This window comes from Trinickia mobilis (assembly GCF_017315705.1).
GTDB lineage: Bacteria > Pseudomonadota > Gammaproteobacteria > Burkholderiales > Burkholderiaceae > Trinickia_A > Trinickia_A mobilis.
The window spans coordinates 82772-97483 of record NZ_JAFLRF010000014.1 but is presented as its reverse complement, the minus strand read 5'-3'; the positions used below and the strand labels follow the sequence as shown (position 1 = coordinate 97483).

Sequence of the window (14712 nt, the reverse complement as noted above, 5' to 3'; positions counted from 1 at the left end):
CATTCAGCACGTTCAGCACATGAAGCGGCGCGGTCACTCTTCCAGTTCAGAACGACAATGGCACTCATCGTACATAAATACGGCGGCACCTCGATGGGCTCGGTCGAGCGCATCAAGAACGTCGCCAAGCGCGTCGCGAAATGGCACAAGGCCGGCCACCAGATGGTCGTCGTGCCGTCGGCGATGTCCGGCGAAACCAACCGTCTCCTCGGCCTCGCGAAAGAGATCACGAGCCAGCCGAGCCCGCGCGAACTCGACATGATTGCGGCCACCGGCGAACAGGTCAGCGTCGGCCTCCTGTCGATCGCGTTACAAGAACTCGGCGTCGAAGCCGTGAGCTACGCCGGCTGGCAGGTCCCGATCAAAACCGACAGCTCCTTCACGAAAGCCCGCATTCACACGATCGACGACGAGCGCGTAATGCGCGATCTCAACGACGGCAAAGTGGTCGTCATCACGGGCTTCCAGGGTGTCGATCCCGAAGGCCACATCACGACGCTCGGCCGCGGTGGTTCCGATACCTCGGCGGTCGCGGTCGCGGCCGCTTTGAAGGCGGACGAATGCCTGATCTATACCGACGTCGACGGCGTCTATACGACGGACCCCCGCGTCGTCGACTGCGCGCGCCGGCTCGATCGCGTGACGTTTGAAGAAATGCTGGAAATGGCAAGCCTGGGTTCGAAGGTCTTGCAGATCCGCTCGGTGGAATTCGCCGGCAAATACCAGGTGAAGACGCGCGTGCTGTCGAGCCTGACCGATCCGCAGATCTCGCTCGAAGAGGAAATGACGTCGGGCACCCTGATCACTTTTGAAGAAGACGAGACCATGGAAAAAGCAGTCATCTCCGGAATCGCGTTCCAGCGCGACGAAGCCCGCATCGCGGTGATGGGCGTGCCCGACAAGCCGGGCATCGCGTATCAGATTCTCGGCCCGGTGGCGGATGCGAATATCGATGTCGACATGATCATCCAGAACCAGAGCGTCGAAGGCAAAACCGACTTCACGTTCACGGTCGGCCGCGGCGACTACCAGCGCGCGATGGACATTCTCGTCAATCAAGTGAAGGGCCACGTGAACGCCGAACAGGTGCTGGGCGATCCGAAGGTGTCGAAGGTGTCGGTGGTGGGCGTGGGCATGCGCTCGCACGTCGGCATTGCGAGCACGATGTTCCGCACGCTGTCGGAAGAGGGCATCAACATCCAGATGATCTCGACCTCCGAAATCAAGATCTCGGTGCTGATCGACGAGAAGTACATGGAGCTCGCCGTGCGTGCGCTGCATAAGGCATTCGAACTCGATCAGGCGTAACACAAACGAGGCAGGCGGCGGTGTGCGCAACACCTGCGAAGCGGATCGTCAAACCTGGCGGTAAAATTGCGCCATAAGTTTGACCTTCGTTCGCGAACCCGCTATCATCTTGGCTTCGTCGCGCTGACTCCCTGCGCGAGCGAAGGTTTGGGAGACGTGGCCGAGAGGTCGAAGGCACTCCCCTGCTAAGGGAGCATCTGGGCCAAAACCTGGATCGAGGGTTCGAATCCCTCCGTCTCCGCCAGCAATGGCGGCGAAACCCCGTAGAACTGCTGTTCTACGGGGTTTTGTTTTTTTGGAGCGCGGAATTTCCCTCCGTGTTTCGTTAGCCGCTTCATATTCATTTTTTTAATTCGGATAGCCAATCAAATACCTCCTCGATGAAGGAAGTGGAAAGATGCGCGAGGGGCCAGTCGGCGGCATGTTATCCATGTTCGGTCTGCCTTCGCGCGAGTAGTTTGGTTTGAAAACCACACCGTGTAACGAAACGTAACGCCAATTGGCTGCGGCGATCTTGTGCATCAGTAGTTACAAGTTTGAAATACGCCGGCCTGGGTCGGTACGCTATATTGCACTCAGCAACACCACATTTCGCACAAAAGGTGAGTTCATGAAATCCGCACGCATTCTTTCGCTGCTCGTCGGGGGTTTGGCAATTGGCGTTTCGAGCGCCGCCATGGCGCATGTGGACGTCGGCATCAATATCGGCATTCCGGCGCCGGTGTATGTCGCGCCTGCTCCGGTTTATGCACCGCCGCCCCCGCCGCCGGTCGTCTATCAGCCGGCGCCCGTGTATGCCGCGCCGGTCTATGGCGGCCCGGCGATCGTGATCGGCTGGCATGGCGACCGCTACTGGGATGGTCGTCGCTATTGGGATCGCGACGATTGGTATCGCCATCATGGTGGCCCGGGCTACGGCTGGCATGGTGATCATGACCGCGGCCACGGCTGGCACCGAGATTGACGCGGCTCCGGTGTCGCCCGCGTGAGACGAAAAAACCGCCCCTTCATTCAGGGCGGTTTTTTTTGTGGTGCCGACGAGAATTCTTCAAACACCGTCGGCGATTTTGCGTTTATTCGCCGGCTGCGGCCATCCCGCCGACCACCGCGCTGAAGCCGCTATCGACGTGCATGATCTCGGCCGTCACGCCGCTCGCCAAATCCGACAGCAGGAATGCGCTTGCGTTGCCGACTTGTTCGATCGTCACGTTGCGCTTGAGCGGCGCGCTCTCTTCGACGAACTCGAGGATCTTGCCGAAACCCTTGATGCCGCTCGCCGCGAGCGTCTTGATCGGGCCGGCCGAGATCGCGTTCACGCGAATGCCTTTCTTGCCGAGCGAAACGGCGAGGTAACGCACGCTCGCTTCGAGTGCGGCTTTCGCCATGCCCATCGTGTTGTAGTTCGGAATCGCCTTTTCGGCGCCGAGGTAGGAGAGGGTCAGCAATGCGGCATTTTCCGAGAGCATCGGCAATGCGGCTTTTGCGAGTGCCGGGAAGCTGTACGCGGAGATGTCGTGTGCGATGCGGAAATTCTCGCGCGTCATGCCGTCGAGGAAATCGCCCGCGATCGCTTCGCGCGGCGCAAAGCCGATCGAGTGAACGAGGCCGTCGAGGCTCGGCCAATGGTCCTTGAGCGACGCGAAGAGCGCGTCGATCTGCGCATCGTCCGCGACATCGCACGGGAACACGAGATTGCTGCCGAACTCGGCGGCGAATTCGGTGATGCGATCCTTGAAGCGATCGCCGACGTACGTGAACGCCAACTCGGCGCCTTCGCGTTTGCAGGCCTGCGCGATGCCGTAAGCGATCGAACGGTTCGACAGCAGTCCTGTCAGCAAAATGCGTTTACCAGCGAGAAAGCCCATGAATTCTCCTAATGAAGTCGGCGCGCCGTGCCGTCGCGCGAAAGGGTGCGTCCGGCCGGCCGGTGCGGGATTTTGGTTAGAATTCTCTCATATTGCAATCGCCAACTGACCAATAAACCAATATGACGACTGGCTCGCGCGGGGCCTCTCCACGACGCGTGCAACGGCGCGCGCTCTTCGGCGCGTGTTTGCGCGCCCGCCTTTTGCATCGCACACACGCGCTTGCGGCACGTTTTCTGATCGCCGTCTGTTCGTCGTTTGCGCTGTTCGTGCCGCATGCGGCGCACGCCGTCTACGCGATCGCGCAATATGGCGAGCCGAAATATCCGCCGGACTTCAAGCACTTCGATTACGTGAATCCGGGCGCGCCGAAAGGCGGCACGCTGGTGCTCGCGAACCCGGACCGGCTCACGAGCTTCGACAAATTCAATCCGTTCACGATGCGCGGCAATCCGGCGCCCGGCATCGGCATGCTGTTCGAAAGCCTGACGACCGGCAGCTCCGATGAGGTCGCTTCCGCGTACGGCCTGCTTGCCGACGACATCCGAATCGCGCCGGACCGCATGTCGGTCACGTACCATATCAATCCGCGCGCGCGCTTTTCGAACGGCGACACGGTGACGGCGAACGACGTCAAATTTTCGTTCGATACGTTGACGAGCCCGCAAGCCGCGCCGCAATTCTCGGCCTTCTTCGCGGATATCAAACGCGCGGTGGTCGTCGATCCGGCGACGATCCGCTTCGAGTTCCGCCAGCCCAACCGCGAGTTGCCGCTGATTGCGGGCGGCATGCCGGTGTTTTCGCACAAATGGGGGTTGAAGCCCGACGGCAGCCGCACTCCGTTCGATCAGCTTGCGTTTCAAAAGCCGCTCGGCAGCGGGCCGTACTTGATCGAAAGCTACTCGAACGCGCGGACGATCACCTATCGGCGCGATCCCTCCTATTGGGGGGCGTCGCTGCCCGTGCGCGTCGGCACCAATAATTTCGAGCGCATCACCTACAAGCTCTACTCGGACAGCACGGCGCGGCTTGAAGCGTTCAAGGCGGGTGAGTACGACGCGCTCGTCGAATATATTGCGCGCAACTGGGTGCGGCGCGACGTCGGCAAGCGCTTCGACGACGGCGAGCTGATCAAGCGCGAATTCCGGCATCACAACGGCGCCGGCATGCAGGGCTTCTTCATGAACCTGCGTCGGCCGCTCTTCCAGGACGTGCGCGTACGCAAAGCACTCGATCTCGCGTTCGACTTTGAGTGGCTTAACCGCCAGCTGTTCTTCGGCGGCTATACGCGGCTCGACAGCTACTTTGCCGATAGCGACATGCAGGCGACAGGCATGCCGAGCGCCGGAGAATTGGCGCTGCTCAATCCGTTGCGCGCGCAACTGGATCCCGCCGTGTTCGGCCCGATGACCCTCCAGCCGGATACGGACCCGCCCGATTCCCTGCGGGCGAACTTGCTGAAGGCGCGCGCGTTGTTGGCGGAGGCCGGCTGGACCTACCGCGACGGTGCGTTGCGAAATGCGAAAGGGCAGCCGTTCACGTTCGAGATTCTCGACGACAGCGGCTCGGGCGGCGCCTTCGAGCCCGTGGTGACGGCGTACACCCGCAATCTGGCCAAGCTCGGGATCACGGTGAACTTCCGCACCGTCGATTTCGCGCTGATCCAAAAGCGCTACGACGCTTTCGACTACGACATGACGACGATCCGCTGGCCGGGCACTCCCGTGCCGGGGCAGGAGCAGGTCAGCCGCTTCGGCAGCAAGTCCGCCGACGAGCAAGGCTCGGACAACATGCTGGGCCTCAAGTCGCCCGCAGTCGACAAGCTTCTCTCCGCGCTGGTCCATGCACAGACGCGCGAGCAACTGACCGATGCCGCTCGTGCGCTCGACCGTGTGCTCATGCATGGCTACTATGTGGTGCCGCACTGGTACAGCACGACGCACCGGATCGCGTACAAGCGCGAGCTCGCGTATCCGAAGACGTTGCCGCTGTACTATGAGGCGAACGACTGGATCATATCGACGTGGTGGTTTGCGCGGCCGTCGTCCACGCAGGCGGCGGACGAGGCGCATTGATATCTGCGCGTCTGCTGAAACTTCCGATCCTGCTTAACGTTATTGCTCGTTTATTGCCTGTTCAGGGTGGCCGTCCATGTGGAGCTACATTCTCAAACGCGTGCTGCTGATGATCCCGACGCTGCTCGGCGTGTTGACCGTCACGTTCGTCGTGATCCAGTTCGTGCCGGGCGGCCCCGTCGAGCAGGCGACCTATGAGTTGCGCAAGGGCCAAGCGGAAGGGCACGCGCCTTTCGGGCTGCGCTCGCACACGGGCGTCGACGCTCAACAGATCGCGCAGTTGAAAGCGCTTTACGGTTTCGATAAGCCGCCGCTCGAACGCTATTGGCTGATGCTCTCGCGCTTCGCGCGCTTCGATCTCGGCCAGAGTTATTTTCACCACCAGAGCGTGTGGTCGTTGATCGTGTCGAAGCTGCCGGTGTCGATCAGCATCGGCTTATGGACTTTTTTTCTCACGTACCTGATATCGGTGCCGCTCGGCATCGCGAAAGCCGTGCGCAACGGTTCGTCGTTCGACCTCGTGTCGAGCCTCATCGTGCTCATCGGTTACGCGATTCCGGGTTTCGTGCTCGGCGTGCTGCTGCTCGTGCTGTTTGGCGGCGGGTCGTTCCTGCAGTTGTTTCCCTTGCGCGGCCTTACGTCCGATAACTTCGCGCAGTTCAGTTTGGGCGGCAAGATCGCTGACTATCTGTGGCACATCACGCTGCCGATCACGGCTTCGGTGGTCGGCAGCTTTGCGGTCGTCACGATGCTGACGAAGAACGCCTTTCTCGACGAGATCCACAAGCAGTACGTGCTGACTGCGCGCGCGAAGGGTCTCTCCGAGCGCCGTGTGCTTTGGAAACACGTGTTTCGCAATGCGATGCTGCCGCTGATCGTCGGTTTTCCGGCGGCGTTCATCGGCGCGTTCTTCACCGGGAGCCTGTTGATCGAAACGCTTTTTTCGCTCGACGGCCTTGGCTTGCTGTCGTACGAATCGGTGGTGCGGCGCGACTATCCGGTCGTGCTCGGCACGCTCTATCTCTTCACGCTGATCGGGCTCGCGACGAAGCTCATCTCCGATCTCTGCTACGTCTGGGTCGATCCGCGAATTCAATTCGAACAATTGGAGCGATGAAATGACACAGCCCTCACGCCCACTTCGTACGCTGCCCCCTCCCCCAATCCCCCAATTCCCCAATCCCCCAATCCCCCAAGGGGACTTCCTACGGGGCGGAGGACTTCCTACGGGGCGGGGGACTTCCTACGGGGCGGGGGACTTCCTGCGCCCCGAAGCAAGTGGCCTTGGGCCGCGGGGCGGGAGACTTCCTTCGGGCCGCGAGGGGGGCGTCGGTACGCTTGGGGCGGCCCGGCGCGTACCGACATGAGCCGAGTCCGTCCCCGCAACGATAGCGACGCGCGAGTCCGCACCGAGCCCGCGCGCGCGTTTGTGTCGCCTTCGCCTGTGCGTCGCGTGTGGCTGCGCTTCAAGCGGCAGCGCCTCGGCTACTGGAGCCTCATCATCTTCGTCGTCGCGTTTATCGCGAGCCTGGCAGGCCCGCTGTGGTCGAACGACAAGCCGCTCGTCGTCCGCTATGACAGGCACCTTTATTTCCCGATCGTCAGGACGTACGCGGAGACGACCTTCGGCGGCGATTTTCCGACGCCGGCCGACTATCTCGATCCCTATGTCCGGCACCGGTTCGATGCGCCCGGCAACTACGCGATCTACCCGCCGAATCACTACTACTACGACACGCTCAACTACTTCTCGAACCAGCCGAACCCGGCGCCGCCGTCGCGCGAGAACTGGCTCGGCACCGATGCGCAGGGGCGCGATCTGTTCGCGCGGCTACTGTATGGCTTTCGCGTTTCGGTCGAGTTCGGCCTCGTGTTGACGTTCATCGGCACGGTGGTCGGCATTCTTGCGGGCGCGGTGCAGGGGTACTTCGGCGGACGAATCGATATCGTCGGGCAACGGTTGATCGAGATTTGGAGCTCGCTGCCCGAGCTCTATCTGCTGATCATCTTTGCGTCGATCTTCGAGCCGAGCTTCCTGCTGCTGATCGTGCTGCTGTCGCTGTTCGGATGGATCGGCTTGTCGGACTACGTGCGCGCGGAGTTCCTGCGCAACCGCACGCAGGATTACGTGCGTGCGGCGCGCGCGATGGGCCTGTCGAACTGGCAGATCATCTGGCGCCATGTGCTGCCCAACAGTCTCACGCCCGTCATCACGTTTCTGCCGTTCCGGATGAGCGGGTCGATTCTTGCGCTGACGAGCCTCGATTTCCTCGGCCTCGGCGTGCCGCCGCCGACGCCGAGCCTCGGCGAATTGCTCGCCCAGGGCAAGGCGAATCTCGACGCATGGTGGATCTCGCTCTCGACGTTCGGCGTGCTCGTCGCGACGCTGCTCTTGCTGACGTTCATGGGCGACGCTTTGCGCAATGCGCTCGATACGCGGATCGCCGACGCGATGCGCGCCGGAGGTAATCAATGAGCGCGCCGATCACACCGGACGCGAATTCGAACGCCGCCGCCGCAGGCGAGCCGTTGCTCTCGCTCGAGGGCTTGCGCGTGAGCTTCGGCGACACGCTCGCCGTCAACGATGTGACGCTGGCGATCGGGCGCGGCGAGCGCGTCGCCCTCGTGGGCGAGTCGGGCTCGGGCAAGAGCGTGACGGCGCTCGCCATCCTGCGTCTCTTGCGCGACGCCGAAGTGAGCGGTTCGATCCGTTTTGCGGGACAGGACCTGACGCAAAAGAGCGAGCGCCAGATGCGCGGCCTGCGCGGCTCCGATATCGCGATGATCTTCCAGGAGCCGATGACGGCGCTCAACCCGCTCTACACGATCGGCGACCAGATCGCGGAGACGATCGTGCTGCACGACGGCGTGTCGCAAGCGGAAGCGAAGAAGCGGGCGATCGCGCTGCTGGCGCGCACCGGTATCGCCGAGCCGGAAAAGCGTGTGAACAGCTACGCGCACCAGTTGTCGGGTGGCCAGCGGCAGCGCGCGATGATCGCGATGGCGCTCGCGTGCCGTCCGCGTCTCCTGCTCGCCGACGAGCCGACGACGGCGCTCGACGTCACGATCCGCGCGCAGATCGTCGACCTGCTGCTGGAGCTGCAGCGCGACGAGGCTGAAAAGCGCGGGATGGCCGTGCTGCTGATCACGCACGACCTCAACCTCGTGCGCCGCTTCGCGCACCGGGTGGCGGTGATGGAGCGGGGCGTGCTGGTCGAGAGCGGTCCGGTCGAGCAGATCTTTTCCGAGCCCCAACATCCCTACACGCAGCGCCTTCTGAACAGCCGGCCGCAGCGCGCGGTCGAGCCGGTCCTGCCGATCGCACCGGTCCTGCTCGCAGCACGCGGCGTTTCGGTCGCGTTTCGCACGAAGCTGCCGGGTTTTAGCGGCTGGTTTCGCTCCGGACGGTTCACCGCTGTCGCGAACGCGAACGTGACGGTGAAGCAAGGGGAGACGCTCGGGATCGTCGGCGAATCGGGCTCGGGCAAATCGACGCTCGCGATGGCGCTGCTCGGCTTGCAACGTACGTCGGAAGGCGAGGTCGAGTTTCAAGGCCGGCCGCTCGCGAGCTATCGCGGACGCGAGCAAACGGTGTTGCGCTCGAATATGCAGGTCGTATTTCAGGACCCATTCAGCTCGCTGTCGCCGCGGCAGACCATCGAGCGGATCGTCGGCGAAGGCCTCGCGCTGCACCGTCCGCAGCTCGACGCCGCCGCGCGGCGCGAAAAAATCATCGCGGTGCTGCGAGAAGTGGGGATGGATCGTACGGCGCTCTCGCGCTATCCGCATGAATTTTCCGGCGGGCAGCGTCAGCGGATCGCGATTGCGCGGGCGCTGGTGCTCGAACCGCGCATCCTGATTCTCGACGAGCCGACGAGCGCGCTCGACGTGTCGATCCAGCAGCAAGTGCTGAAGTTACTTGCCAATCTGCAGAACAAATACAACCTCGGTTTCGTGTTCATCAGCCACGATCTCGAGGTGATCGGCGCGATGGCGCATCGCGTGATGGTCATGCAGGATGGATTGATCGTCGAAAGCGGGGATGTCGAAAAAATCTTCTCCGCTCCGGCGCATCCTTACACGCGAAAGCTACTGAAAGCGGCATTGCAAGCCTGATTTGTCCCAATGACCGGGTTATCTCAATTGTATTTTTTAATTTGTTTTGACATTTCTATACTTGCTGGCTAGTATCGTCCAAACTTTTCGCTGTCCACTGATTCTTAAGCAAAATCTACCGACCAATGCAGCACCGATACCTAGCCCAGGTTTGTACGCGAGCCGTGACCGGGATGTTCATCGGCGTACTGATGGCCGCAGCTCCCGGCGCGTTTGCCGACGAAGTAAGCAGTTTCAATCAGAATGCCGCAAATTTGACTCAGACCGGGTCGCATTCGCAGTCTCCCGATCCTTCCCTCAATTTCCAAGCGGACACCGCGGCTCCTTCGGCCGGCGGTGCGAAGTCGTTTCTGTCGGGCATGGCCGGCAAGGCTGGCGACGTCGTCGTCGGCGCGCTGAACATGATCGGCGTGCGCTACCGCTGGGGCGGCAATACGCCTGATTCCGGCCTCGATTGCAGCGGCTTCGTGCGCTACGTGTTCCAGGACACGCTCGGCCTTGCCCTGCCGCGCCGCGCCGAGGAAATGAGCCGCGTCGGCGAAAAGGTCCGTATGAGCGACCTGAAGCCGGGCGATCTCGTGTTCTTCAACACGATGCGCCGCACGTTCTCGCACGTGGGCATCTACATCGGCGACAACAAGTTCGTGCATTCGCCGTCCACTGGCAGCACGGTCCGCGTCGACGATATGGACGACGGCTACTGGGAAAAGCGTTTCACGGGCGCGCGCCGCATCGAGACGCAGTTTCAGGTGAAGCCCGACGATTTGCGCCAGCGTGTGAATGCGGCGCTCGGCGGGAACGGCAACTAAGGCTGCGCTAACGGTCGGTTTTGCGTGACCGCCAGCTCGTTTGATTGCGGCTGAATCGAAAAAGCCTGCTTCGATTGAAGCAGGCTTTTTGTGTGTCGACCCGAGTTAGCGCTTTAGCGGTTACTCGGGTCCCATGCAAGGCGTTTTGCTCGGGTTCGACTTGAGATCGCTCGCGGCCCTCTCGCGGCCCGTTACGCGGCCGCTGCGCGGCTCGCAGCCAGCTTGCGCTGCAGCTCCGGGAAACTTTTCGCAACCGCTTCCTCGCCCGCCAGAATGGCCGCATTGCGCTGGCCAAAATCGCTGCCCCCCATCGCCGCGAGATTCGGGCGAATCACGAAGTCGGCATACTTTTCGAGCTCGTAGGTCTTGATCGTCTGCCCCATGATCGTGAAGGTCTGGAGCAGGACGTCGAACGAGCTTTGCGTGAGTGCGGATTCGGGGCGCGCCGAGATGTCCACGGCGATCACGAAGTCCGCGCCCATCTTGCGCGCGAACGATGCCGGCACGGGGCTCACCAGGCCGCCGTCGACATACTCGTGTCCGCCGATCTTCACCGGCTCGAATATCGACGGCACGCTGCACGACGCCCGTACCGCGATGCCCGTGTTGCCGCGCTGGAACAGGATCGGCTGGCCGGTCCTCAAATCGGTCGCGACGATGCCGAGCGGCTTGACCATCTTCTCGATCGGACGGTTATTGAGCGTCGTGTTCAGGTAGCTCTGCAGGGCGACGCCTTGCAGAAAACCGCGCGCGCGAAACGGCATTGCCCAGTCGCTGATCGACGCTTCATCCATCGTCAGCGCGAGCTTGTTGATCGCGATCCCGCTCATGCCGGACGCGTACAGCGCGCCGACGACCGAGCCCGCGCTCGTGCCGCACACAATGTCGACCTGGACGTTGCGTGCTTCGAGGGCCTTGATCACGCCGATATGCGCAAAGCCGCGCGCCGCGCCGCCACCGAGCGCAAGCGCGACGCGAATCGGGCGCTCGCGCGTCGTAGCGGCCGGCTGCGGAACTGCTGGCTGCGCGGCGGTCGTGTTGTTGGACGCCGTGGCGGCCGATTCGCCGTTGGTCTTGGTGGCGGTCGAGGCGCAGGCGGACAATACCGCCGATGCGCATGCAAGCGAGAACGTGCGGCGGGTGAGGCGAGGGGACGAAGGCTTCAACGATTTCTCCAGCGGCGGCGCGCAGCCCGGAGTTCGATCCGGGCGGACGTTCGGCAGTTACCGCATTGGCGCCGCGATCAAGCAAACATGGCCGCGTGTCAGTTGGCGGCGCTATCGCGCCGGGCACGTGACGCGGCGCGCGCACATCATAAAACAAAGCGCGGCACGCGGATCGCGACATGGAGAAAAGAGGCTGCCGGTTATAATTGTCGTTTGTTTTTGAATCGGTTCGTTGCGCGCCACCGACGGTATTTGCCGGTGGCTTTGTCGATCGATGAGTCGACCAATGCGTCGATCAATGAGTCGATGAACGACCCAGGCAGCGCGCAACGGCATTCGCACGCTTTCACGCGTCTCGCTTTCGAGTTTCAAATCGCCTATGACCACATCCGTTCGCACCCGCTTTGCACCGAGCCCAACCGGCTTCATCCATTTGGGCAACATCCGATCTGCGCTGTACCCATGGGCGTTCGCGCGCAAGATGAAGGGGGCGTTCGTGCTGCGGATCGAAGATACGGATGTCGAGCGTTCGACGTCCGAGGCCGTCGATGCGATCCTCGAGGGGATGGCGTGGCTCGGCCTGGACATCGACGAAGGTCCGTTCTATCAGATGCAGCGCATGGACCGATATCGCGAAGTGCTCAAGCAGATGGTCGATCAAGGGCTTGCGTACCCGTGCTACATGTCAACGGAAGAGCTCGATGCGCTGCGCGAGCGTCAGCGTGCTGCCGGCGAGAAGCCGCGCTACGACGGCACCTGGCGTCCGGAGCCGGGCAAGACGCTGCCGGCGCCGCCTGCGGGCGTCGAGCCCGTGCTGCGTTTCAAGAACCCGCTGACGGGCGTCGTCGCGTGGGACGATGCGGTGAAGGGCCGTGTCGAAATCTCGAACGAAGAACTCGACGACCTCGTGATCGCCCGGCCGGACGGCACGCCGACCTACAACTTCTGCGTGGTCGTCGACGATCTCGACATGCGCATCACCCACGTGATTCGCGGCGACGACCACGTGAACAATACGCCGCGCCAGATCAACATCTTGCGCGCGCTCGGCGGGGAGGTGCCCGTCTACGCACACCTGCCGACCGTGCTCAACGAGCAGGGCGAAAAGATGAGCAAGCGCCATGGTGCGATGAGCGTGATGGGCTATCGCGATGCGGGCTATCTGCCCGAAGCGGTGCTCAACTATCTGGCGCGCCTCGGCTGGTCGCACGGCGACGCCGAAGTGTTTTCGCGCGAGCAGTTCATCGAGTGGTTCGATCTCGATCATCTCGGCAAGTCGCCGGCGCAATACGATCAGGACAAGCTCAACTGGCTCAACAATCACTACATCAAGGAAGCGGACAACCCGCGTCTTGCCGAACTGGCTAAACCGTTCTTCACGCAACTCGGGATCGATGACGCCACGCTCGCAAACGGCCCGGACCTGATCGGCGTCGTCGAGTTGATGAAGGATCGTGCAACGACGATCAAGGAGATCGCGGACAACGCCGCAATGTTCTATCGCGCTTCTGCTCCGGACGCCGAGGCGCTCGCGCAGCATGTGACCGACGCCGCGCGTCCGGCGCTTGCCGAACTCGCGGCGGCACTGCGCTCGGCCGAGTGGACGAAGGAAGGCATCTCGGCCGCATTGAAGGCGACGTTGGCTGCGCACAAGCTGAAGATGCCGCAACTGGCGATGCCAGTGCGTTTGCTCGTCGCGGGCACGACGCATACGCCGTCGATCGATGCGGTGTTGATGTTGTTCGGGCGCGATGTCGTCGTGAGCCGGATCGAGAAGGGGCTCGCGTAAGCGTTATCGCGGGAGATTCATGCAGGCTGGAAAAAGCTGCATGCAAAAAATTTCGCATCGGAAGCGAAGCGGGGTATTTACAAAATAGAAATCGGTCTCTACAATCTCGCTTCTGTTCTGCGAGGGGGTATAGCTCAGCTGGGAGAGCGCTTGCATGGCATGCAAGAGGTCAGCGGTTCGATCCCGCTTACCTCCACCATCTGAACACGTGAAGTCGTTTTGCAAAGCAGTATGCGGCGGTAAAAAGGACTTCACAAGCAGTATTTAAGCAGTTAGAATGGCGTTCTTCGCAGTTGACGGAAGTTAGCGGCGAAAACGAGGCAGATCTGCAAAGATTTTGTCCCCTTCGTCTAGAGGCCTAGGACATCACCCTTTCACGGTGAGTACAGGGGTTCGAATCCCCTAGGGGACGCCAAAACATCGGCGTCGCTTCGGAAGAGAAGCAGCGCAGCTTGTGAGAATCGACCGACGCTCACAAGCCATGGTGTCAAGACTGGAGTGGTAGTTCAGTCGGTTAGAATACCGGCCTGTCACGCCGGGGGTCGCGGGTTCGAGTCCCGTCCACTCCGCCAGACAAAGCCCGTTCAGGTTACGCTTGAACGGGCTTTTTCGTTAAAGGTGTAAGCAGTACGTTGTCCCCTTCGTCTAGAGGCCTAGGACATCACCCTTTCACGGTGAGTACAGGGGTTCGAATCCCCTAGGGGACGCCAGAACATCGGCGTCGCTTCGATAAGAAGCAGCGCAGCTTGTGAGAACAGACCGACGCTCGCAAGCCACGGTGCAAAACTGGAGCGGTAGTTCAGTTGGTTAGAATACCGGCCTGTCACGCCGGGGGTCGCGGGTTCGAGTCCCGTCCGCTCCGCCAAATAAGAAACCCGTTCAAGCCCAAGCTTGAGCGGGTTTTTTGTCGACCCGAGTTAGCGCTTTAGCTGTCGGCCGGAGTTAGTGCTTCAGCACTTACTCCGGCCCCATGCAGAGCACTTACTCGGGTCCCATGCAACGCCGTTGCGGCGCATGCCCTCAGTCCGGGACAAACCGCACTTGCCAGCGCGTGCGGGCTGCCTTAACGTGGGCTGCGTAACGTCTTCCGTTTGCTGCAGCGATGCTCGATCCGACCGACGTCCCGTTACCGTTCCATCTGCGTGAAGCCTCGCCCGACGATTTCGAATTCGCCGAGGCGCTGACGCGCAACAACATGGGCGGCTATTACAAGCGCCATCATCTGATTTGGCGTGCCGACCTTTTTCTGGCGAGCTGGCGCGAGTCGGAGAACTTCATCCTGGAAGAGAACGGCGAGCCGATCGGCGTGCTGCGCATTACCGAGGAAGGCGACTCGCTGCATATCCGTGATGTGCAAATCGCCGAAGGGCATCGGCGCCAGGGCGCTGGCACCTATCTCCTCGATACCTCGCATCGCTGGGCGCGCGCGCGCGGCTTGCGCGAGTCGCAGTTGCGCGTGTTCGTCGACAACCCCGCGGCGCGGCTCTATCTGCGCATGGGGTATCGGGTCGCGGGCCCGCGGCTGGCGCAGTTGGGGGCGATCCGGCATATGGTGCGGCGCGTTTGACGCGTTGCGTTGGATGC

General features: G+C 62.0%; 11 protein-coding genes and 6 tRNA genes. 15 read left to right on the top strand and 2 right to left on the bottom strand.

Annotated elements, in window-relative coordinates; translation table 11 throughout:
- The first annotated feature begins 57 nt into the window (after nt 1-57).
- From J3489_RS20400 to J3489_RS20390, 3 genes are all read left to right on the top strand, one after another.
- Entirely contained in the window at nt 58-1308 is a 1251-nt protein-coding gene (locus tag J3489_RS20400) for an aspartate kinase (RefSeq protein WP_207001042.1), read from the top strand.
- A gap of 150 nt (nt 1309-1458) precedes the next feature.
- Nucleotides 1459-1552, top strand: a tRNA-Ser gene (locus tag J3489_RS20395).
- A 366-nt stretch (nt 1553-1918) separates the two neighbouring features.
- Nucleotides 1919-2272: a hypothetical protein gene (locus tag J3489_RS20390; RefSeq protein ID WP_207001041.1), complete on the top strand. Its 354-nt coding sequence runs from the start codon at nt 1919-1921 to the stop codon at nt 2270-2272.
- A gap of 109 nt (nt 2273-2381) precedes the next feature.
- Here the strand turns inward: J3489_RS20390 and fabI are convergent, their stop codons facing one another.
- Nucleotides 2382-3173, bottom strand: coding sequence for an enoyl-ACP reductase FabI (gene fabI, locus J3489_RS20385; RefSeq protein ID WP_207001038.1), 792 nt, complete (start codon nt 3171-3173; stop codon nt 2382-2384).
- Nucleotides 3174-3295: 122 nt separating this feature from the next.
- Here fabI and J3489_RS20380 point away from each other — a divergent pair, with 122 nt between their 5' ends.
- The 5 genes from J3489_RS20380 (at nt 3296) to J3489_RS20360 (ending at nt 10173) form a co-directional block, all read left to right on the top strand.
- Complete coding sequence (locus J3489_RS20380) at nt 3296-5248, top strand: extracellular solute-binding protein (RefSeq protein ID WP_207001036.1); 1953 nt, start codon at nt 3296-3298, stop codon at nt 5246-5248.
- Nucleotides 5249-5324: 76 nt separating this feature from the next.
- Complete coding sequence (locus J3489_RS20375) at nt 5325-6365, top strand: microcin C ABC transporter permease YejB (protein ID WP_207001034.1); 1041 nt, start codon at nt 5325-5327, stop codon at nt 6363-6365.
- Between the two features lie 246 nt (nt 6366-6611).
- Nucleotides 6612-7724, top strand: coding sequence for an ABC transporter permease (locus J3489_RS20370; RefSeq protein WP_207001033.1), 1113 nt, complete (start codon nt 6612-6614; stop codon nt 7722-7724).
- Nucleotides 7721-9364 carry an ABC transporter ATP-binding protein gene (locus J3489_RS20365; protein ID WP_207001032.1) on the top strand — a complete coding sequence of 548 codons (1644 nt, stop codon included), beginning with the start codon at nt 7721-7723 and terminating at the stop codon, nt 9362-9364. Before J3489_RS20370 ends, J3489_RS20365 begins: the two co-directional genes overlap by 4 nt.
- Nucleotides 9365-9489: 125 nt before the next feature.
- Nucleotides 9490-10173: a C40 family peptidase gene (locus tag J3489_RS20360; RefSeq protein WP_207001031.1), complete on the top strand. Its 684-nt coding sequence runs from the start codon at nt 9490-9492 to the stop codon at nt 10171-10173.
- Between the two features lie 191 nt (nt 10174-10364).
- On the opposite strand, the gene J3489_RS20355 is transcribed toward J3489_RS20360, so the two are convergent.
- A complete protein-coding gene (locus J3489_RS20355) occupies nt 10365-11339 on the bottom strand; it encodes a patatin-like phospholipase family protein (RefSeq protein ID WP_207001030.1) in 975 nt (324 codons plus the stop codon).
- Between the two features lie 379 nt (nt 11340-11718).
- Here J3489_RS20355 and gltX point away from each other — a divergent pair, with 379 nt between their 5' ends.
- From gltX to J3489_RS20320, 7 genes are all read left to right on the top strand, one after another.
- Nucleotides 11719-13128 carry a glutamate--tRNA ligase gene (gene gltX, locus J3489_RS20350; RefSeq protein ID WP_207001029.1) on the top strand — a complete coding sequence of 470 codons (1410 nt, stop codon included), beginning with the start codon at nt 11719-11721 and terminating at the stop codon, nt 13126-13128.
- A 123-nt stretch (nt 13129-13251) separates the two neighbouring features.
- Nucleotides 13252-13327 (top strand) — tRNA-Ala (locus J3489_RS20345).
- 140 nt (nt 13328-13467) lie between these two features.
- Nucleotides 13468-13543 (top strand) — tRNA-Glu (locus J3489_RS20340).
- Nucleotides 13544-13623: 80 nt separating this feature from the next.
- Nucleotides 13624-13700: transfer RNA gene (locus tag J3489_RS20335), tRNA-Asp, on the top strand.
- A gap of 62 nt (nt 13701-13762) precedes the next feature.
- A tRNA-Glu gene (locus tag J3489_RS20330) sits at nt 13763-13838 on the top strand.
- Nucleotides 13839-13916: 78 nt separating this feature from the next.
- Nucleotides 13917-13993: transfer RNA gene (locus tag J3489_RS20325), tRNA-Asp, on the top strand.
- Between the two features lie 237 nt (nt 13994-14230).
- Nucleotides 14231-14695: a GNAT family N-acetyltransferase gene (locus J3489_RS20320; protein WP_207001028.1), complete on the top strand. Its 465-nt coding sequence runs from the start codon at nt 14231-14233 to the stop codon at nt 14693-14695.
- Nucleotides 14696-14712: the final 17 nt, after the last annotated feature.